At 69.0% G+C, this 20,501-nt stretch carries 17 protein-coding genes; 5 read left to right on the top strand and 12 right to left on the bottom strand.

What is annotated here, in order from left to right; translation table 11 throughout:
- Positions 1-2 precede the first annotated feature (2 nt).
- The 5 genes from trpD to OHA89_RS26475 form a co-directional block, all read right to left on the bottom strand.
- Positions 3-1,067: an anthranilate phosphoribosyltransferase gene (trpD, locus tag OHA89_RS26495; protein ID WP_257556668.1), complete on the bottom strand. Its 1,065-nt coding sequence runs from the start codon at positions 1,065-1,067 to the stop codon at positions 3-5.
- A 183-nt stretch (positions 1,068-1,250) separates the two neighbouring features.
- Positions 1,251-2,882: a cytochrome bc complex cytochrome b subunit gene (locus OHA89_RS26490; RefSeq protein ID WP_266610128.1), complete on the bottom strand. Its 1,632-nt coding sequence runs from the start codon at positions 2,880-2,882 to the stop codon at positions 1,251-1,253.
- Entirely contained in the window at positions 2,879-3,934 is a 1,056-nt protein-coding gene (locus tag OHA89_RS26485) for a ubiquinol-cytochrome c reductase iron-sulfur subunit (protein WP_257556666.1), read from the bottom strand. The genes OHA89_RS26490 and OHA89_RS26485 overlap by 4 nt, the downstream gene beginning before the upstream one ends.
- The gene (locus OHA89_RS26480) at positions 3,931-4,740 is read right to left on the bottom strand and encodes a c-type cytochrome (protein WP_215140596.1); all 810 of its coding nucleotides are present in this window, start codon (positions 4,738-4,740) and stop codon (positions 3,931-3,933) included. Before OHA89_RS26480 ends, OHA89_RS26485 begins: the two co-directional genes overlap by 4 nt.
- A gap of 76 nt (positions 4,741-4,816) precedes the next feature.
- Positions 4,817-5,437, bottom strand: coding sequence for a heme-copper oxidase subunit III (locus tag OHA89_RS26475; protein WP_257556665.1), 621 nt, complete (start codon positions 5,435-5,437; stop codon positions 4,817-4,819).
- A gap of 199 nt (positions 5,438-5,636) precedes the next feature.
- Here OHA89_RS26475 and OHA89_RS26470 point away from each other — a divergent pair, with 199 nt between their 5' ends.
- Positions 5,637-6,041, top strand: a complete 405-nt coding sequence (locus OHA89_RS26470) for a hypothetical protein (RefSeq protein ID WP_215140598.1) — start codon at positions 5,637-5,639, stop codon at positions 6,039-6,041.
- Positions 6,042-6,093: 52 nt separating this feature from the next.
- Here OHA89_RS26470 and OHA89_RS26465 read toward each other — a convergent pair whose 3' ends face one another.
- The 4 genes from OHA89_RS26465 to coxB form a co-directional block, all read right to left on the bottom strand.
- The gene (locus tag OHA89_RS26465) at positions 6,094-7,338 is read right to left on the bottom strand and encodes an Ig-like domain-containing protein (protein ID WP_266610125.1); all 1,245 of its coding nucleotides are present in this window, start codon (positions 7,336-7,338) and stop codon (positions 6,094-6,096) included.
- Between the two features lie 116 nt (positions 7,339-7,454).
- Positions 7,455-7,853, bottom strand: coding sequence for a cytochrome c oxidase subunit 4 (locus tag OHA89_RS26460; RefSeq protein WP_215140600.1), 399 nt, complete (start codon positions 7,851-7,853; stop codon positions 7,455-7,457).
- The gene (ctaD, locus tag OHA89_RS26455) at positions 7,850-9,583 is read right to left on the bottom strand and encodes a cytochrome c oxidase subunit I (RefSeq protein WP_215140601.1); all 1,734 of its coding nucleotides are present in this window, start codon (positions 9,581-9,583) and stop codon (positions 7,850-7,852) included. The genes OHA89_RS26460 and ctaD overlap by 4 nt, the downstream gene beginning before the upstream one ends.
- Positions 9,580-10,551: a cytochrome c oxidase subunit II gene (coxB, locus tag OHA89_RS26450; RefSeq protein WP_266610122.1), complete on the bottom strand. Its 972-nt coding sequence runs from the start codon at positions 10,549-10,551 to the stop codon at positions 9,580-9,582. Before coxB ends, ctaD begins: the two co-directional genes overlap by 4 nt.
- 283 nt (positions 10,552-10,834) lie before the next feature.
- On the opposite strand from coxB, the gene OHA89_RS26445 reads away from it, so the two are divergent.
- The gene (locus OHA89_RS26445; protein WP_266610120.1) at positions 10,835-12,214 is read left to right on the top strand and encodes a cysteine desulfurase/sulfurtransferase TusA family protein; all 1,380 of its coding nucleotides are present in this window, start codon (positions 10,835-10,837) and stop codon (positions 12,212-12,214) included.
- A 112-nt stretch (positions 12,215-12,326) separates the two neighbouring features.
- Here OHA89_RS26445 and OHA89_RS26440 read toward each other — a convergent pair whose 3' ends face one another.
- Positions 12,327-13,301 (bottom strand): carbohydrate kinase family protein, encoded by a 975-nt coding sequence (locus tag OHA89_RS26440; RefSeq protein ID WP_257556662.1) that lies wholly within the window; start codon positions 13,299-13,301, stop codon positions 12,327-12,329.
- A gap of 133 nt (positions 13,302-13,434) precedes the next feature.
- Between OHA89_RS26440 and OHA89_RS26435 the strand changes: the two genes are divergently transcribed.
- Together OHA89_RS26435 and OHA89_RS26430 are read left to right on the top strand one after the other, a co-directional pair.
- Entirely contained in the window at positions 13,435-13,683 is a 249-nt protein-coding gene (locus OHA89_RS26435) for a hypothetical protein (protein WP_215140769.1), read from the top strand.
- Between the two features lie 73 nt (positions 13,684-13,756).
- Positions 13,757-15,205, top strand: coding sequence for a hypothetical protein (locus OHA89_RS26430; RefSeq protein WP_406367276.1), 1,449 nt, complete (start codon positions 13,757-13,759; stop codon positions 15,203-15,205).
- 84 nt (positions 15,206-15,289) lie between these two features.
- On the opposite strand, the gene erpA is transcribed toward OHA89_RS26430, so the two are convergent.
- Positions 15,290-15,646, bottom strand: a complete 357-nt coding sequence (erpA, locus tag OHA89_RS26425; protein ID WP_214940913.1) for an iron-sulfur cluster insertion protein ErpA — start codon at positions 15,644-15,646, stop codon at positions 15,290-15,292.
- A gap of 305 nt (positions 15,647-15,951) precedes the next feature.
- Between erpA and nadA the strand changes: the two genes are divergently transcribed.
- On the top strand, positions 15,952-17,139 hold the full coding sequence (gene nadA, locus OHA89_RS26420; RefSeq protein WP_257556659.1) for a quinolinate synthase NadA: 1,188 nt from the start codon (positions 15,952-15,954) through the stop codon (positions 17,137-17,139).
- 85 nt (positions 17,140-17,224) lie between these two features.
- Here the strand turns inward: nadA and OHA89_RS26415 are convergent, their stop codons facing one another.
- Positions 17,225-20,365: an efflux RND transporter permease subunit gene (locus OHA89_RS26415; protein ID WP_266610112.1), complete on the bottom strand. Its 3,141-nt coding sequence runs from the start codon at positions 20,363-20,365 to the stop codon at positions 17,225-17,227.
- Positions 20,366-20,501: the final 136 nt, after the last annotated feature.

The raw sequence follows: 20,501 nt of genomic DNA, 5'->3' as shown, positions 1-20,501 counted from the left end.
CATCAGGCGTTGCTGGCCGCCACCCAGCGCTCCAGGGCGGCACGGGCCGCACCCGAGTCGATCGCCTCCGCCGCACGGGTGATGCCCGCCGCGATCTGCTCCTCCAGCGTGCCCGGGCCCGGGTCCAGCGCGACCAGGGCCGCCGCCGAGTTCAGCAGGACCGCGTCGCGGACCGGACCCGTTTCGCCGGCCAGCAGGCGGCGGGCGACGTCCGCGTTGTACGAGGCGTCCGCGCCGCGCAGCGCCGACACGTCCACCAGGGAGATGCCCACGTCGCGCGGGTCGAACGGCTGCTCCACGACCTGGCCGTCCCGGACCCACCACACCCGCGAGGTCGCGGTCGTGGTCAGCTCGTCCAGGCCGTCGTCACCCCGGAACACCAGCGCCGAGGAGCCCCGCTCGGCGAGCACGCCCGCGACGATGGGCGCCACCCGGGGGTCGGCCACGCCGGTCGCCTGGGCCCGTACCCGCGCCGGGTTGGTCAGCGGGCCGAGGAAGTTGAACAGGGTCCGGATGCCCAGCTCCTTGCGGGCGGCGGCCACGTGCCGCAGCGCCGGGTGGAACTTCACGGCGAAGCAGAAGGTGATGCCGGCCTCCTCGGCGACCCGCACCACCCCGGCGGGGGTCAGGTCCAGGTTGACCCCGAGCTTCTCCAGGACGTCCGAGGACCCGCTCGCGGAGGACGCGGCCCGGTTGCCGTGCTTGACCACCTTGGCGCCCGTACCGGCCACGACGATCGCCGACATCGTGGAGATGTTCACCGTCTTGGCCCCGTCGCCGCCGGTGCCGACGATGTCCACCGTCCGGCCCGGCACCTCGATCAGGTTGGCGTGTTCGTACATGCTCCCGACGAGGCCGGTGATCTCCTCGACGGTCTCCCCCTTGGCGCGCAGCGCGACCACGAAGCCCGCGATCTGGGCGTCGGTGGCCTCGCCGCGCATGATCCGGTCCATGGCCCACGCCGTGTCGTCCGCGCCGAGGTCGTGGCCGGTCAGCAGGGCGTCGAGGAGGCCCGGCCAGCCGCGGGCCGCCACGCTGTCGCCGCCTGCCGGGGTCACAACGTTCATGGTCCGCTCCTGCTGCTGGTCGGGGATTCCACGTGGAAATGGGAAGGTCTTCAGCCTATCCAGCCCCGGAGACGGCAAAGAGCCCCGTCCAGACACTGGACGGGGCTCTCGCCGTGGCGACACCAGGACTGACCGAAATCAGTCCCTCGAGCGGGTCATGCGGTCAAACGGTCGCGCGGGAGATCAGTGGTGGCCGTGGCCGCTCTGGATCTCCTTGTACTCCTCCACCGTGGGCTTCGGAATCTGGTTGTTCTCCGCGTAGAAGCCCTTGCTGAGCTTCGCCCGCAGCTTCTCGCCGAGCTTCACCTTGCGCTCGACACCGTTCTCGTCGACCGTCGGGCCGATCTCGATCGGCTCGTACTGCGTGTACGAGGTGAGCGTGTGCAGCTTGTCCTGCGAGAGCGGCTCGTGGATCTCGACGAACTCACCGTGCGGCAGGCGCTTGATGATGCCGGTCTCGCGACCGTGCAGCACCTTGTCGCGGTCCCGGCGCTGGAGGCCGAGGCAGATCCGCTTGGTGGCGATGAAGGCGAGGACCGGGACGACGAAGAAGCCGATCCGGACGAACCAGGTGAGCCCGTTGAGCGACAGGTGGAAGTACTGCGCGAACATGTCGTTTCCACCGCCGATCAGCAGGACGATGTACTCCGCGATCCAGGCGACACCGAAGGCCGTACGGGTCGGGACGTTGCGCGGGCGGTCCAGCAGGTGGTGCTCGCGCTTGTCACCGGTGACCCAGGACTCGATGAACGGCCAGACGGCGATCGAGCACAGCACCAGCGGGAAGAGCAGCAGCGGGATGAACACGCCCAGGACGAGCGTGTGGCCCCACAGGTTGATCTCCCAGCCGGGCATGGCTCGGATCAGGCCTTCCGGCATACCCATGTACCAGTCGGGCTGCGCACCGGTGGACACGTGGTCCGGGCGGTACGGGCCGAGCGCCCAGATCGGGTTGATCGAGGCGATCGCCGCGATGGCCGCGATGACACCGAAGACCAGGAAGAAGAAGCCTCCGGCCTTGGCCATGTAGACCGGCAGCAGCGGCATGCCGACGACGTTGTTGTTCGTCTTGCCGGGGCCGGGGAACTGGGTGTGCTTGTGGTAGAAGACCAGGATCAGGTGGGCCACCAGCAGGCCCATCATGATGCCGGGCAGCAGCAGGATGTGCACCGAGTAGAACCGCGCGACGAAGTCGCCGCCCGGGAACTCCCCGCCGAACAGGAACATCGACAGGTACGTGCCGACGACCGGGACGGACAGGATCGCGCCCTGCATGAAGCGGACACCGGTACCCGACAGCAGGTCGTCCGGCAGCGAGTAACCGGTGAAACCGGTGAACATGCCGAGGAACAGCAGCAGGAAGCCGAAGATCCAGTTGACCTCACGCGGCTTGCGGAACGCGCCGGTGAAGAAGACGCGCATCATGTGCACGACCATGGCCGCGACGAAGATCAGCGCGGCCCAGTGGTGGATCTGACGGATGAGCAGACCACCGCGGACGTCGAAGCTGATGTCCAGGGTCGAGGCGAAGGCCTCGGACATCATGACGCCCTGCATGGGCACGTACGAGCCGTGGTACACGACCTCGTTCATGCTCGGGTGGAAGAACAGCGTCAGGTACACACCCGTGAGGATGATGATGATGAAGCTGTAGAGGCAGATCTCACCGAGCATGAAGGACCAGTGGTCCGGGAAGATCTTGCGCATGTTGGCCTTGGCCAGGCCGTAGATGCCCAGGCGGCCGTCCGCCCAGTCGGCTACGCGCTCGCCGGCCGGCGCTTTACGCGCCTTGGTGTCAGTGGTCGCAGTGCTCATCCGCGCTCCCAGAATGCAGGACCGACGGGCTCTTCGAAGTCGCCGAGCGCTTCGAGGAAGCCTTCGTCATTCACGCCGATCCGCAGCTGCGGAAGCGCGTGACCGGCCGGGCCGAAGATGACACGGGCGCCGTCGGAGAGGTCGAAAGTGGACTGGTGGCACGGGCAGAGCACGTGGTGCGTCTGCTGCTCGTACAGGCTGATCGGGCAGCCGACGTGGGTGCAGATCTTGGAGTAGGCCACGATCCCGTCGTGGGACCACTCCAGCTGCTGCTTGTCCTTGATGTCGTCCGGCTGAATGCGGACGATCATCAGGGCGGCCTTGGCGATCTGGACCTGGAAGTCGTGCTGCTCCTCCTCCAGGCCTTCCGGCATGGCGAAGGTCAGCGAACCGACCAGGACGTCCTCGGGACGCAGCGGCTCCATCGTGTTCTGGTTGATGAGCAGCTTGCCCTTGGCCCACAGGGTCTTGCGCAGCTTGTCCTCGGGCAGGGGGCCCAGGTCGCGCATGATCATGACGGCGGAGAGCGGCAGCATGGCCAGCGCGCCCAGCAGCGTGTTGCGGATCAGCGGACGGCGGGCGATGCCGGACTCGTCCGCACCATCGCGGAAGTCCTGCATGACCTGCGCCTTGACCTCCGGCGGAGCGGCGATCTCGTGGCGCTCGGCGGCGACCTCGACGTCGGACATCAGGGTGCGGGCCCAGTGGACCGCGCCCGCGCCGATGCAGAAGAGCGCCGTGCCCAGGGTCATGCCCAGCGCGAAGTTGAGCGCGCTCACCTTCCCGATGGGGAAGATGTACACGATCTTGTCGACCGGGAAGATCACGTAGGAGGCGATGAAGGCCACCGTGGCCAGCATCGACAGCGTGAACAGCATCGCGACGGTGCGCTCGGAACGCCTCGCCGCACGCTCGTCGATGTCCTGGATGCGCGGCTTGTGGACCGGAAGGCCCGGGTCGGCGAACGGGTCGTCCGCGACCGCTACGGCACCGTGGTGCGCGTCGCCCTGCTCACTCGGCAGGTGCTTGTCTTCGGGAATGTCTTGACTCATGACTTCTTGGCCTTAGCGGTGTGGGCCGCGACCCAGACGGCAACAGCGATCAGCGCACCCAGACCGAAGATCCAGCCGAACAGACCCTCGGAGACGGGACCGAGGCCGCCGAGCTTGAGGCCACCGGGGCTGGTGGACTTCTCGCCGTTGACGTTCTCGAGGTACGCGATGATGTCCTTCTTCTGCTTCTCCGGCATGGTGCTGTCCGGGAAGGAGGGCATGTTCTGCGGGCCGGTCAGCATGGCCTCGTAGATGTGCTTCGGCGAGACGTCCTCAAGGTTGGGGGCGTACTTGCCGTTCGTCAGTGCGCCGCCCTCGCCGGTGAAGTTGTGGCACTGCGCGCAGTTGTTGCGGAACAGCTCACCACCAGCGGCGATGTCGGCACCCGCCGGGTCGTACTGCTTCTCGGTCGGCGTGATCGGACCGGCACCGAGGGACGCGATGTACGCCGCCAGCTGGTCGATCTGCGCCTGGGTGTAGATGACGGGCTTCTTCGGCACCTGGGCGCCGGGCTGCTGGGCGGGCATGCGGCCCGTGCTCACCTGGAAGTCGACGGCCGCGGAGCCGACGCCGACCAGGCTCGGGCCGTCAGAGGAACCCTGACCGCCGGTTCCGTGGCAGCTTGCGCAACCCACGGCGTAGAGCTTCTTGCCCTCCTCGATGGCGAGGGACTGGGCGGTTTCATCGGCCTGCGCCTTGCCCGCGGGGGCGAAGGCGGCGTACAGCCCCCCAGTGGCCGCCAGCGCGAGGAGTAGAACGACGACCGCCGCCAGCGGATGGCGTCGTCGTGCGGAGAGCTTTTTCACGGATTACCCCGGTGTCAGGATCTTCTGCGTCGGTGTTTCTGGATGGAGTGCCGGGTCGTGCCCGGTGACGTTTTCGCTACTTGATCAGGTAGATCGTGGCGAAGAGGCCGATCCAGACGACATCGACGAAGTGCCAGTAGTAGGACACGACGATGGCCGACGTGGCCTGTTCGTGGGTGAACCTCTTGGCCGCGTACGTCCGGCCGAGGACCAGCAGGAAGGCGATGAGACCGCCCGTCACGTGCAGACCGTGGAACCCGGTGGTCAGGTAGAAGACCGAGCCGTACGGACCGGACGAGAGGCTCATGCCCTCGTGCTTGACCAGCTCGGTGTACTCGAACACCTGGCCGCCAATGAAGATCGCACCCATGACGAACGTGATGATGAACCACGACCGGAGCTTCTTCACGTCACCGCGCTCGGCTGCGAATACGCCGAGCTGGCAGGTGAGCGAGGAGAGCACCAGGATCGTCGTGTTCGTCGCCGAGAAGGGCAGATTCAAGGCCGAAGCCTGCTCTGTCCAGTACTCGGGACCCGTCACGGATCGCAGGGTGAAGTACATCGCGAAGAGGGCCGCGAAGAACATCAGCTCGGAACTCAACCAGATGATGGTTCCGACGCTGACGAGGTTCGGCCGGTTGACCGTCGGGTGCGCGTGCCCGGTATCTACTGTCGTTGCTGTCGCCACGACCGACATTATGTCGGTCGCTTATCCCGCCCTCACCCCGGGGGGTGCCGTTCGGAGTGTCCGGGGCGTGTGCAAGGCCCGAACGGCCCATCAGATGAGCCAATGAGCGTCTCGTGCGAGGGTGTGCGAACCGATGTTGACAGCGCATCTGGAGGAGTAGCATCCCGCGCAACATCAACGTGATTCACGTGACACGTGGAGGAACGAAATGCGGGCGACTGCGCGGGTTCTGGTCTACAGCGACGACGCGGGCACCCGGGAGCAGGTGCGGCTGGCGGCAGGGCGCAGGCCGGCCGCGGACCTGCCGCCGGTGGAGTTCCTGGAGTGCGCCACGCTGCCGGCGGTTCTGACGGAGCTGGACGCGGGCGGCATCGACGTGTGCGTGCTGGACGGCGAGGCGGTTCCGGCCGGGGGCATGGGCGTGTGCCGCCAGATCAAGGACGAGATCTTCCGGTGCCCACCGGTGCTGTTGCTGATGGGGCGCCCCCAGGACGCCTGGCTGGCCACGTGGAGCCGTGCGGACGCCGCCGTGACCCTTCCGGTGGACCCGGTGGAGTTCGCGGACGCACTGGCGGCCCTGCTGCGCTCCCGCCTGTCCTCCTCGGCGGCCTGACAGGGCGTCCGCGGGCGCACGGGGTTCCCGTGGGTCCGCGGACGGCCCCGCGTCAGACGGTGGGCCGCAGGCGCGCCTGGTCGATGGGGCTGCGGCCTTCCTGGGTGCCCTTGAGGAGGGCGCTGCCCTGGCGCCAGTCCTTCCAGTCCATGTTCCAGTCGCCGAAGCCGTTGCCGAAGATGTCCATGTCGTCGCCGATGCTGTTGATCACCTGCACGACGTCGCCCTCGGTGATGTTCTCGTAGAACCAGGCGGCGTTGCCGGTGCTCATGCCGGTGCAGCCGTGGCTGACGTTCTCGTAGCCCTGGGAGCCGACGGACCACGGCGCGGCGTGGACGTATTCACCACTCCAGGTGACGCGAGTGGCGTAGTAGACGGGCAGGTTGTAGTACTCGCTGCCGCCGATGCCGACGGTGTCGCCGCGCATCTGGACGAAGTACTGCTTGCCGAGCACCACCTTGACCCCGTTGCGGGTGGAGAAGCCGGGCTTTCCGGTGGTCACCGGAATGGTGTTGATCACTTCTCCGTTGCGCTTGAACGTGAGGTAGTGCGAGGAGGCGTCGGTGGTGACCTCGACGCGGTCGCCGATCTGCAGCTTCAGCGGCTTGGCCGCGGCCCCGTAGAGGTGGTCGGAGACCCTGACGCCCTCCAGGTTGCTCCGTACGGAGACCTCCGTGTTGGCCGGCCAGTACTCCTTGGGCCGATAGTGGAGGTTCTTGTCGTCGACCCAGTGCCAGGCGCCCTCGACGCCGGAGGGGGCGCTGACGGCGAGGCCCCGTTCGACGACGGCGCGGGCGGCCTTGTCCTTGACGGGTTCGCTGAGTTCGGCCGTGAGGGGCTGTCCGACGCCGTATTTGCCTTCGTCCGGGCCGAATTCCACCTTCAGGACGCCTTTGCCCGGGGTGGTGTCGAACGTGATCGTGCGCTGCCCCGGGGCGCCCTTGCCGTTCTCGGTGCTGACGGTGACCGTGTAGCGGACGCCTGCGGCCATGGGGACCGTGTTGTGCCAGCGGTCGCCCTTGGCGGACAGTTCGCCCGCCAGGCGGCGGCCGTGGGTGTCCACGACGGTGACGTCGGTGATGCGTGCCTCACCCCCCTTCGTGGTGACTTCGAGGGGCTTGTCGGGGTCCACGGGGCGGCCGCCGGCGGCCTGGTTGAAGGCGACTTGCTCGCCCGCGTCGTACGGGCGGGCTGACAGCGGGTTGTCGCCGGACCCGCATGCGGTGGCGCCGGCCCCGAGGGACGCGACCAGCAGGGAGCAGCTGAGTACCGTCCAAAGACGCGGTGAGTGCTTCATGGAGCCAACGCTATGAAGATATGACAATTACGGCGCGCGGGGTGACTGCAAACGAGGGGCCCGGACTCCTCCGAAGAGGTGTCCGGGCCCCGGGTTCACACGCGTGAGCGGTACTGCTACTGGTTCTGGTTCTCACCGCGGTAGTACTCGTACACCCAGCCCCACAGGCCGATCAGGATGATCGGGGCCGAGAAGTACATGAGCCACCAGCCGAAGATGACGCCCATGAAGGCGAAGGCGCCACCGATCGCCAGCGAGAGCGGCTGCCAGCTGTGCGGGGCGAAGAACCCCAGCTCGCCCGCCTCGTCGGCGACGTCGGCCTCCAGGTTGTCCTGGGCCATCTCGTCGACACGCTTGGCCGTGAAGGCCAGGTAGTAGCCGATCATGACGCTCAGGCCGAAGGCCAGGAAGAGCGCGGTGGTGCCTACGGGCTCCTTCGACCACACGCCGTACACGACGGCCATGATCAGGATGAAGAAGGAGAGCCAGAGGAACATCTTGCCCTGGATCTTCACTTGCCGGCCTCCTTGCCACCGGTGACGGCCTGGGCGGCCACGCTGTGGTCCTCGAGGTGGTCGAGGGCCGCGATCTCCGGGTGGTGCAGGTCGAACGCCGGGGACTCGGAGCGGATCCGCGGCAGGGTGAGGAAGTTGTGCCGAGGCGGCGGGCAGGACGTAGCCCACTCGAGCGAACGGCCGTAACCCCACGGGTCGTCGACCTCGATCTTCTTGCCGTACTTCGCCGTCTTCCAGACGTTGTACATGAAGGGCAGCATCGACAGGCCGAGCAGGAACGAGCTGATCGTGGAGATGGTGTTCAGCAGGGTGAAGCCGTCGGCCGCGAGGTAGTCCGCGTAACGACGCGGCATGCCCTCGGCGCCCAGCCAGTGCTGCACCAGGAAGGTGCCGTGGAAGCCGATGAACAGCGTCCAGAAGGTGATCTTGCCGAGGCGCTCGTCCAGCATCTTGCCCGTGAACTTCGGCCACCAGAAGTGGAAGCCCGCGAACATCGCGAAGACCACAGTGCCGAAGACGACGTAGTGGAAGTGCGCGACGACGAAGTACGAGTCGGAGACGTGGAAGTCCATCGGGGGCGAGGCCAGGATGACGCCGGTCAGACCACCGAAGGTGAAGGTGACCAGGAAGCCGATCGTCCAGAGCATCGGAGTCTCGAAGGACAGTGAGCCCTTCCACATGGTGCCGATCCAGTTGAAGAACTTCACACCGGTCGGTACCGCGATCAGGAAGGTCATGAACGAGAAGAACGGCAGCAGCACACCGCCGGTGACGTACATGTGGTGGGCCCACACGGTCACCGAGAGGCCGGCGATCGCGATCGTCGCCGCGATCAGACCGATGTAACCGAACATCGGCTTGCGGGAGAAGACCGGGATGACCTCGGAAACGATTCCGAAGAACGGCAGCGCGATGATGTACACCTCTGGGTGTCCGAAGAACCAGAAGAGGTGTTGCCACAGCAAGGCGCCGCCATTGGCCGCGTCGAAGACGTGCGCACCGAATTTCCTGTCGGCCTCCAGCGCGAAGAGCGCGGCGGCCAGCACCGGGAAGGCGAGCAGGACCAGAACACCGGTCAGCAGCACGTTCCAGGTGAAGATCGGCATGCGGAACATCGTCATGCCGGGCGCGCGCATGCAGATGATCGTGGTGATGAAGTTGACCGAGCCGAGGATCGTACCGAAGCCCGAGAAGGCCAGACCCATGATCCACATGTCGGCGCCGATGCCCGGCGAGCGGACCGCGTCCGACAGCGGGGAGTAGGCGAACCAGCCGAAGTCGGCGGCACCCTGCGGGGTGACGAAGCCGGCCACCGCGATGGTCGAGCCGAAGAGGTACAGCCAGTACGCGAACATGTTCAGCCGCGGGAACGCCACGTCGGGCGCGCCGATCTGCAGCGGCATGATCCAGTTCGCGAATCCGGCGAACAGCGGGGTGGCGAACATCAGCAGCATGATCGTGCCATGCATGGTGAACGCCTGGTTGAACTGCTCGTTCGACATGATCTGCGTGCCCGGACGGGCCAGCTCGGCGCGCATGAAGAGCGCCAGGATTCCGCCGATGAGGAAGAACACGAACGACGTGACCAGGTACATCGTGCCGATGGTCTTGTGGTCGGTGGTGGTGAGCCACTTCACGACCACGGTGCCCGGCTGCTTGCGCCGCACCGGCAGCTCGTTCTCATACGAGTCAGCTTCGGCGGCACCCTGGGATTCGTTGAGGATGCTCACAGTTTGTTCACTTCCGCATTCCGGGCCGGGTCGGTCTGCTTGATGCCGGCCGGGAGGAAGCCGGTCTGCCCCTTCTCCGCCAGCTCCTTCAGGTATTCCTGGTACTTCTCGGGCGAGACCACCTTGACGTTGAAGAGCATCCGGGAGTGGTCGACGCCGCAGAGCTCGGCGCACTTGCCCATGAAGGTGCCCTCTTGGCTCGGGGTGACCTCGAAGACGTTGGTGTGGCCCGGGATGACGTCCTGCTTGAACAGGAAGGGGACCACCCAGAAGGAGTGGATGACGTCGTTCGACGACAGGATGAAGCGGACCTTCTCACCCTTGGGGAGGACCAGCGTCGGCCCCGGGTTTCCGGTCTGCGGGTTCCGGTCGCCGGGAACACCCTTCTCGTAGACGCCCTCGGCGCCGGCCGGGAAGTCCTTGGTGAACCGGTCCGGGATGGTCGAGAGCTCCTTGGGAACCTCGCCCCCCTTCGGGGACGCCTTGTCGCCGTCGACGTCCTCGATGTAGTTGAAGCCCCAGCTCCACTGGAAGCCGATCACGTTGATCGTGTGCGCCGGCTTCGAGAGGGCGAGCAGCTTCGACTCGTCACGCGCGGTGAAGTAGAACAGCACCGAGACGATGATGAGCGGGACCACGGTGTACAGCGCCTCGATGGGCATGTTGTACCGGGTCTGCGGGGGGACCTCCACCTTCGTCCGGCCGCGCCGGTGGAAGATGATGCTCCAGATGATCAGGCCCCAGACCAGGATGCCCGTGATGAGAGCAGCTGCCCACGACCCCTGCCACAGGGACAGGATGCGAGGCGCCTCCTCCGTGACCGGATAGGGCATTCCGAGGCGGGGGAAGTCTTGCCAGTTATACGAGCAACCAGTGGCGGTCGCCAGGACCGCGCCCGCAGTCAGCGCCTGGAGCAGCTTCCGCCGCATCGGGCGCCGCGGCGAGCGGTCGGAGCCGTAGGGACTCACGTAGCGCCTTCCCGAGAGTCTCGGCCCGCGCGGCCGGGCGCGGCCGTGTTCGGGTCGGTCGCCGGCCCTGACGCAGGCAGGGGTTTGGATGTTTATGCGGACCAAACCCTACTGGACGCTATTTGGGGTCGCGCGGGGAGGGTGCCCAACGCGCCGCTACTGCCCCCGAAGGGATGGATCCGCCGTCCGGGGGACGGTGCGAGTGGCCCTGAATGGCGGGCTCCGGAGGACATCTGACGGCCCCTGACCTCGGGCGCTGCCGGTCGCCGGTTAGCGTGCCCGTATGCCGTACTTCGACAGCGCGTCCGCCGCCCCCCTGCACCCCGTGGCCCGGCAGGCGTTGCAAGCCGCCCTGGACGAGGGCTGGGCCGATCCGGCCCGCCTGTACCGGGAGGGCAGGCGGGCGCGGCTGCTGCTGGACGCGGCGCGGGAGGCGGCCGCGGAGGCGGTGGGATGCCGGGCCGACGAGCTGGTGTTCACTCCTTCGGGGACGCACGCGGTTCACACGGGGGTCGCGGGGGTCCTCGCGGGGCGCCGGCGCGTCGGTGGCCATCTGGTCGTATCGGCGGTCGAACACAGTTCTGTACTCCACGCGGCGGAGGTCCACGAGGCCTCCGGGGGGACGGTCGCCGAGGTCCCGGTGGACCGGTACGGCGCGGTGACCGCCGCCGGGTACGCGGACGCCGTGGGCCCGTCGACCGCCCTGGCCTGTCTCCAGTCCGCCAACCACGAGGTGGGCACGGTCCAGCCGGTGGCGGAGGTGGCCGGGGTCTGCGCGGAGGCGGGGGTCCCGCTGCTGGTGGACGCGGCGCAGTCGCTGGCCTGGGGGCCGGTGGAAGGCGCCTGGTCCGTTCTGGCCGCCAGTGCGCACAAGTGGGGCGGCCCGCCGGGAGTGGGGCTGCTGGCGGTGCGCAAGGGGGTCCGGTTCTCCCCCCAACACCCGGCGGACGAACGGGAGTCGGGCCGCTCCCCCGGCTTCGCGAACCTTCCCGCGATCGTGGCGGCGGCGGCGTCCTTGCGTGCCGTACGGGCGGAGGCCGACGCGGAGGCGGCCCGGCTGCGGATCCTGGTGGACCGGATCCGGCGGCGGGTGGTCCGCCTGGTCCCGGACGTGGAGGTGGTGGGCCATCCGGACCGCCGCCTGCCCCACCTGGTCACGTTCTCCTGCCTGTACGTCGACGGCGAGATCCTGCTGCACGAGCTGGACCGGGCCGGGTACTCGGTCTCCTCGGGCTCGTCCTGCACGAGCTCGACGCTGACCCCCAGTCACGTGCTGCGGGCGATGGGGGTGCTGTCGGAGGGGAACGTACGGGTGTCCCTGCCGCCGGGGACCACGGCGGAGGAGGTCAACGGGTTCCTGGAGGTGCTGCCGGGGGCGGTGTCCGGGGTACGGGAACGGCTGGGCGTGAGCGAAGCCGTCACGGTGGCCCCGGAGTCGGAGTCCCTGGAGCTGGACGCGCTCGGGCTGCGGTGCCCACAGCCGGTGATCGAGCTGGCTGCCGCGATCGGGCGGGTGCCGGTGGGGGGGACGGTCACGGTCGTCTCCGACGACGAGGTGGCCCGGCTGGACATCCCGGCGTGGTGCGGTATGCGGGGGCACGCGTACCTCGGCGAAGCCGAGCGCCCCAGGGGCGTGGCGTACACGGTCCGCCGCCTGGTCTGACCCCGGCTCCGCCGGGCACCGGGCTCCGCCCGGACCCGCGCCTCAAACGCCGGCGGGGCTGTAATTGCCCTGCGGGCAACCCAGCCCCGCCGGCGGAGGCGCGGGTCGGAGGCTAGGACAGGCGGGCCTTGACCTCGGTCGCGGCCTCGTCGCCGTACGCCTTCGTGAAGCGCTCCATGAAGTGGGCCCGCGCCAGCGTGTACTCCTGGGTGCCCAGGGTCTCGATGACCAGGGTCGCCAGCATGCAGCCCAGCTGCGCGGCACGCTCCAGGCCGACGCCCCAGCTCAGCCCGGTCAGGAACCCGGCGCGGAACGCGTCGCCGACACCCGTCGGGTCGACCTTCGCGGTCTCCTCCGGGCAGCCGACCACGATGGGGTCGTGGCCGAGCCGCTCGATCCGGACGCCGTTCGAGCCGAGCGTGGTCACGCGCGTGCCGACCTTGGCCAGGATCTCGGCGTCCGTCCAGCCCGACTTGGACTCGATGAGGCCCTTCTCGTACTCGTTCGAGAAGAGGTACGTCGCGCCCTCCATCAGGGTGCGGATGCTGTCGCCGTCCATCCGGGCGATCTGCTGCGAGAAGTCGGCGGCGAAGGGGATCCCCCGCGTCCGGCACTCCTCCGTGTGGCGCAGCATCGCCTCGGGGTCGTCCGCGCCGATCAGGACCAGGTCGAGCCCGCCGACCCGGTCGGCGACGGCCTTCAGCTCGATCAGGCGGGCCTCGCTCATCGCGCCCGTGTAGAAGGAGCCGATCTGGTTGTGGTCGGCGTCCGTGGTGCACACGAAGCGCGCGGTGTGCAGCACCTCGGAGATCCGGACCGAGTCGGTGTCGACGCCGTGCCGGTCGAGCCAGGCGCGGTACTCGTCGAAGTCGTAGCCGGCGGCGCCGACCAGGATCGGGCGGCTGCCGAGCTGCCCCATGCCGAAGCAGATGTTCGGGCCGACACCGCCCCGCCGGACGTCGAGGTTGTCGACGAGGAAGGAGAGGGAGACCGTGTGCAGCTGGTCCGCGACCAGCTGGTCGGCGAAACGGCCGGGGAAGGTCATGAGGTGGTCGGTGGCGATGGAGCCGGTGACTGCGATGCGCACGGCGTGGACGCTCCTGCGGAGGTCGGCAACGGGGACAGTCAAAACTACCCGGTCGACGGCCCCGGGCCGAACGGCCGAAACTACCCCGTAGTAGGCCTTTCTTCGCCCACGGCGCGGTGCCTACGGTGCCTTCATGACCTACACCGACGGCTTCGGCTACTCCGAGTACACCGAGTACACCGCCGAGAGGCGTGGCGCGGAAGGCTCGCGGCAGCCCGGCTTCGCCCGGCTGCTGGGCGACTGCGCCCGGATGGCCCCGCACTGGGCGGCCGAGGCCGGTCCCCGGCCGGTCCGCGTGGCACCCTCGCAGATCCACGGGATCAGCGTCCCGCCGGCCTCGGCGCGGCTGATCGCCTCCACCGCCGCGTACGGGGACCAGTAGGTCGGGAACCGGTTGCGCGTCTGTTCCGTCACACCCGCATCAGGCAGGACGCGACAGGTGAAGGAGCGATGCGGTGACCAGCGAACAACCCGGCACATCACGCGGTACACGACGGCGGCCGTCCTGGGCCGTCGGCTCGATCGCGGCTGCCGTGCTGCTGACGGGCGGCGGTACCGCGTACTGGGCGTCCACCGCCCACGGCGACGGTGCGGACCCCGGTACGGAGCGCAGCGCGGCCTCCGCGCCCCGTGACGCGGGCGATCCGTCCGGGCCCGGCATCGCGCCCGGGGAGCCCGATCCGTCCGGCGAGGGCGTGGTCTACCGGGCCGACGTGCAGCTTCCGGAGGCTCCGGCCTCCGCGCCCGCCTTCACCGCGTCCGGGGAGGTCACCTCGGCGGAGGTGGCCCGCCTCGCCTCGGCCCTGGGCTTGCCGGGCGCGCCTCGGCTGAACGGGGACGTCTGGCTGGTGGGGGAGGCCGCCGACGGTTCCGGGCCGCGGCTCACGGTCACCCGTACGGCCCCGGGGACCTGGAACTTCAGCCGCTTCCAGACCGGCTCGGACAACGGCGCGGGCGACGACTGCGTCCGCGGCAAGGACACCTGCGGCCCGGCCACGCTGCCGCGGGACGCGGGGGGCGCGGGGAACGCGGGCTCCGGCAAGCCGGTCTCCGAGGAGGCGGCCAAGGCGGCGGCCCGCCCGGTGCTGGGCGCCGCCGGCCAGGACGGGGCCGCGCTGGACGCCCGGCTGGCCCAGGGCTCGGTACGGGTGGTGAGCGCGGACCCGGTGGTCGGCGGGCTGCCCACGCAGGGCTGGTCCACCAAGGTGAGCGTGGCCGCCGACGGCTCGGTGGTGTCGGGCAGCGGCGAGCTGAAGGCCCCCGTACGGGCGGCCGACCAGCCGGTGGTCGGGGCCGTGGAGGCGCTGGCCAGGCTGAACGCGAGGTCGGGCGGTTCGGGCGGCACCGGTACCGGCCCCAGCGGCTGCGCGACCTCGGTGCCACTGGACCCGGACCAGCCGGTGGGGGCCACGGACACCCCGCCGTGCAACCCGGAGCCGCGGCCGATGAAGCCGCCGCGTACGGAGACGGTCAAGGGCGCCGTGCTCGGGCTGGCGCCCGGGACGGTGGACGGGGCGCGGGGTCTGGTCCCGGCCTGGCTGTTCGAGGTGGCGGGCAAGGGCGGCGCCCCGGGCCACACGGTGGCCGAGCCGGCCGCCGCCGAGCAGGCCTCTGCCAACCCGGTCCCCCCGAAGGACGGTCGTACCGTGCCCGGATTCTCGTACGCGCAGGCCGACCGGAAGCTGACCGTGAACTTCTGGGGCAGCGTGTGCAGCACCTACTCCGCCTCGGCCCGGGAGTCCGCCGAGTCGGTCCTGGTGAAGATCACGGACACTCCGAACCAGCCGGGCCAGGCGTGCATCATGCTCGCGCAGGAGATGTCCGTCACGGTGACGCTCGAGAAGCCGCTGGGCGAGCGGAAGGTGGTCGACGCGACCACGGGCAAGCCGCTCCCCCGGCAGTAGCGGCGGTTCCCGGACATACGGACGAGGGCCCGTCTCCGGTCGCGCAGGCGACGGAGACGGGCCCTCGTTCGTACGGGTTCAGGTTTAGCTGAACGAGTCGCCGCAGGCGCAGGAGCCCGTGGCGTTCGGGTTGTCGATCGTGAAGCCCTGCTTCTCGATGGTGTCGACGAAGTCGATGGACGCACCGTGCAGGTACGGGGAGCTCATCCGGTCGGTGACGACCTTCACACCGTCGAAGTCCTTCACGACGTCGCCGTCGAGGGAGCGCTCGTCGAAGAAGAGCTGGTAGCGCAGGCCGGAGCAACCGCCGGGCTGGACGGCGACGCGCAGCGCGAGGTCATCGCGGCCTTCCTGCTCCAGCAGGGTCCTGACCTTGTCGGCGGCGGCGTCGGACAGGAGGATGCCGTCGCTCACAGTGGTCTTGTCGTCCTGTACGGACATCTGCATTCACTCCCGAAGTGGGCGGCTCCCCGCCGGAGGCGGGGAAACGTCGGACTCTTGCCGTCGGTGGCAACGAGCGGGACCGCGGTTTCATTCCGGGACCCGACGCTTGTTTCAGATATTCATGCTCGCACACCACGGATCGGGCGGGCCCTACGGATCGACGGGGTAATGCGTCACATTGACACTATCGGGCATCGTCAAAGTGACGTGAAGCGGTTATGATAGATAGCGTCAAGTAGACGAGAAGTCGAACCGATGCCGCAAGAAGTCCCTCGTCAGTCACTCGTCGCAGAACAGAAAGGGTGCGTGTCGTGACCACCGCCCAGCCTTTGGACGTCCAGCCGACGCCCCTTGCCCTGCTGCTGCTCGGCCGCGAAGCCGACCCCAAGAGCGAGCGCGGGGTGGAATGCCCGGGCGACCTGCCCTCGCCGTCCGACCCGGACCTCGTGGCGCGCGCCCGCGCGGCCAAGGAGAAGCTCGGGGACAAGGTCTTCATCCTCGGCCACCACTACCAGCGTGACGAGGTCATCGAGTTCGCCGACGTCACCGGTGACTCCTTCAAGCTGGCCAAGGACGCGGCCGCCAAGCCGGAGGCCGAGTACATCGTCTTCTGCGGCGTGCACTTCATGGCCGAGTCCGCGGACATCCTGACCTCGGACGACCAGAAGGTGGTCCTGCCGGACCTGGCCGCGGGCTGCTCGATGGCCGACATGGCCACCGCCGAGCAGGTCGCGGAGTGCTGGGACGTGCTGACCGAGGCCGGCATAGCCGGTGCGACGGTCCCCGTCTCGTACATGAACTCCTCCGCCGACATCAAGGCCTTCACCGGCAAGCACGGCGGCACGATCTGTACCTCGTCCAACGCGAAGAAGGCCCTGGAGTGGGCGTTCGAGCAGGGCGAGAAGGTCCTGTTCCTCCCGGACCAGCACCTGGGCCGCAACACCGCCGTCCGCGACATGGGCATGTCCCTGGACGACTGCGTCCTGTACAACCCGCACAAGCCGAACGGCGGCCTGACCGCCGAGCAGCTGCGGAACGCCAAGATGATCCTGTGGCGCGGGCACTGCTCGGTCCACGGCCGGTTCTCGGTCGACTCGGTCAACGACGTGCGCGCCCGCATCCCCGGTGTGAACGTCCTGGTCCACCCCGAGTGCAAGCACGAGGTCGTGGCGGCCGCGGACTACGTCGGCTCGACGGAGTACATCATCAAGGCGCTGGAGGCGGCCCCGGCCGGCTCCAAGTGGGCGATCGGCACCGAGCTCAACCTGGTCCGCCGCCTGGCGAATCGATTCGCCGCGGAGGACAAGGAGGTCGTCTTCCTCGACAAGACGGTCTGCTTCTGCTCGACGATGAACCGCATCGACCTCCCCCACCTGGTGTGGACCCTGGAGTCCCTGGCCGAGGGCAACCTCGTCAACCAGATCCAGGTCGACAAGGAGACCGAGAGCTTCGCGAAGCTCGCCCTGGAGCGGATGCTGGCGCTCCCGTAGCCCCCGCTCCCCCACCGTGTGAAAGCCCGAAGGGCCGCCCCTCCGATCAAGGGGCGGCCCTTCGGCTTGTGCGGGTCGGACCCGGTCAGACCGTGACCGGGTCGTCGTCCGAGGACGGGGCGGGGGCCGGGACCACCGTCAGGCGGGCCTCGCGCTTGGCGGAGCGCTTGGCGCGGCGGCGCTCCTTGCGGAGCTCCACCATCGTGTAGAGCGTCGGCACCAGGAGCAGGGTCAGCAGGGTCGAGCTGACCAGGCCGCCGATCACCACGACCGCGAGCGGCTGCGAGATGAAGCCGCCCTCGCCGGTGACGCCGAGCGCCATCGGGAGCAGCGCGAAGATCGTCGCCAGGGCCGTCATCAGGATGGGGCGCAGGCGGTGCCGGCCGCCCTCGACGACGGCTTCGACGACGCCCATGCCCTGGGCCCGGTACTGGTTGACCAGGTCGATCAGGACGATCGCGTTGGTCACCACGATGCCGATGAGCATCAGCATGCCGATCATCGCCGGGACGCCCATCGGGGTGCCCGTGGCGATCAGCAGGCCGAGCGCGCCGGTCGCCGCGAACGGGATGGAGACCAGCAGGATCAGCGGCTGGATCAGCGAGCGGAAGGTCGCGACCAGCAGCATGAACACGATCGCGATGGCCGCGAACATGGCCAGGCCCAGCGAGGCGAAGGCCTCGTCCTGGTCCTCCGAGACGCCGCCGATGGAGGCGGTGGCGCCCTCCGGCAGGTCCAGGGCCTTGAGCTTCGTCTGGAGCTCGGCGCTGACCGCGCCCGTGTTGTCGCCCACCGGCTTCGCGGTGACGGTGGCGGCGCGGGCGCCGTCGATCCGGGTCATCGCGACCGGGCCGGGGACCACCTTGACCTCGGCGATGTCACCGAGCTTGACCGGCCCGACCGGCAGGGCCTGCAGTTCGGCCAGGGTGGTGGCCGGCTGCGCGGACTTGATGACGATGTCGCGCTCGGTGTTGTCCAGGACGGCCTTGCCCGCCGGGTTGCCCCGTACGGCCTGGGCGACGATCGCGCCGAGCGCGGCCTGGTTGAGGCCCGCGTCCGCGGCCTTGGGGGTGGCGGTGACCGAGATCCGGGGCACGGACTGGGACAGGTCGCTCTGCACGTCGGTGACGTCCTTGAGCTTCGCCACCTCCGCGCGGACCTGCTCGGCGGCCTTGGCGAGGACCTCGCCGTCACCGGCCTTGACGACCACGCTGAGGTTCTGGCTGCCGAAGCCGTCGCCCGCCGCGATCCGGGTCTCGCCGATGCCGTCGAGAGCGGCCAGCTTGCCCTCGATCTGCTTCTTGACGTCGTCCGCCTTGCCTGAGTCCTTCAGGGTGACCTGGTAGGAGGCCTGGTTGGAGCCCGTACCACCGCCGAAGGCGGCGAGGAAGCCGGAGGAGCCGACGGTGACCTGGTAGCTCTTGACGCCCTCGACCGAGGCCAGTGCCTGCTCGATCTTGCGGCTCGCCGCGTCGGAGGCGGCCAGCGAGGTGCCGGGGGCCAGCTCCTGCTTGACCGTCAGGACGTCCTGCTCGCCCTGGTCGAAGAAGTTGGTCTTCAGCAGCGGGGTCATCCCGAAGGTGCCGACCAGCACGACGACCGCGATGGCCACACTGGTCAGGCGGCGCCGGGTGGCGAAGCCCAGGACCCGTACGTAGAACCGCTGGAGCTTGCTGCGCGCCTCCTTCTCCTCGGCCTCGCGACGGGCCTTGGCGGCGCTCTCCTCGTCCCCCGCCGTCACGCCCTTCGGCGCGCTGAGGAACCAGTACGAGAGCACCGGCACGACCGTCAGCGAGACAAGCAGCGAGGCCAGCAGGGCGGCGGTGACGGTGAGCGAGAAGGAGCCGAAGAGCTCGCCGATCATGCCGCCGGTCAGGCCGATCGGCAGGAACACGGCGACGGTGGTGAGCGTGGAGGAGGTGACCGCGCCGGCCACCTCCTTGACCGCGGTGATGATGGCGGCCTCGCGCTCCTCGCCGTAGCCGAGGTGGCGCTTGATGTTCTCCAGGACCACGATCGAGTCGTCGACGACGCGGCCGATGGCGATGGTGAGCGCGCCCAGGGTCAGCATGTTGAGCGACAGGTCGCGGGTCCACAGCACGATGAGCGCGAGGACCACGGACAGCGGGATGGAGACCGCGGTGACCAGCGTCGAGCGCAGCGAGGCCAGGAAGACCAGGATCACGATCACCGCGAACAGCAGGCCGAGCAGGCCCTCGGTGGTGAGGCTGGAGATGGACTTGGCGACGGCCGGGCCCTGGTCGCTGACGACGGTCAGGTCGGCGCCGGCGCCGAGCGTGGAACGCAGCTCGGGGAGCTTGTCCTTGACGGCGTCCGAGATGGCGACGGCACTGCCGTCCTTGTCCATGGTCAGGACGAGGGCGAGGCTGGGCTTGCCGTTGGTCCGGGTGATGGAGACGGCCTTGGCGGCCTCCTGCTTCACGGTGGCGACGTCGCCGAGCCGGACGGCCGGCTTGCCGGGCGCGGGGCTCAGGCGCAGGTCCTGCACCTGAGCGAGGGAGGTGTAGCCGGCGCCGACGCGCACGGTCCGGTTCTTGCCCTCCTCGTCGAAGGAGCCGGCGGGTACGGTCGCGCCGCCCGCCTGGAGGCCCTGGGCGAGGGCGGCGCCGTCGAGGCCGGCGGCCGCGAGCTTGGCGTTGTCGGGGGTGACGGTGACCTGGAGGTCCTGGACGCCGTCGACGGTGACCTGGCCGACGCCCTCGATGTCCGAGAGGACGGGGACGACGGAACGTTCCAGCTGGTCGGCGAGGGCCTGCTGGTCCTTGTCGGAGGTGACGGCGAGGATGACGGTCGGGATGTCATCGGTGGAACCGGCCACCACCTGCGGGTCCACCTCGGCGGGCAGCCGGACGCGGGCCCGGTTGACGGCCTGCTGGACGTCGGCGACGAGCTGCTTGGTGCCGCTGTCGCCGTAGTCGAAGGTGGCCATGACGAGGGCGTTGCCCTCGCTGGCGGTGGAGGTGATGCCGGTGATGCCGTCGACGCCCTTGAGCATGGCCTCGATCGGCTCGACGACCTGCTTCTCCACCACGTCGGGCGAGGCGCCCTGGTACGGCGCGAGCACGGACACCATGGGCAGTTCGATGGAGGGCAGCAGCTGCTGCTTGAGCTGCGGGATGGCTATGGCGCCGAAGAGGAGCGCGACGATCGACACGAGGCCGATCAACGCCCTTTGGGCAAGGCTGAAGCGGGACAGCCACGACATGGGTATGGGATCTCTCTGCAGTGACGTAATGGAGGGCAGTTCAGCCTTTCGCACGTCACGGCACCCGGGCGTCGCTCGCAGGTCCCGTCCTTATCTCCGGCATACCGCGTCCGCAGTACGCCGGCCTACTCCGTCA

The organism is Streptomyces sp. NBC_01546, from assembly GCF_045208355.1.
In the GTDB taxonomy this organism is placed as follows: domain Bacteria; phylum Actinomycetota; class Actinomycetes; order Streptomycetales; family Streptomycetaceae; genus Streptomyces.
Note: the sequence above shows the minus strand (reverse complement) of the source record. Positions and strands in the feature narration are given on the sequence as shown.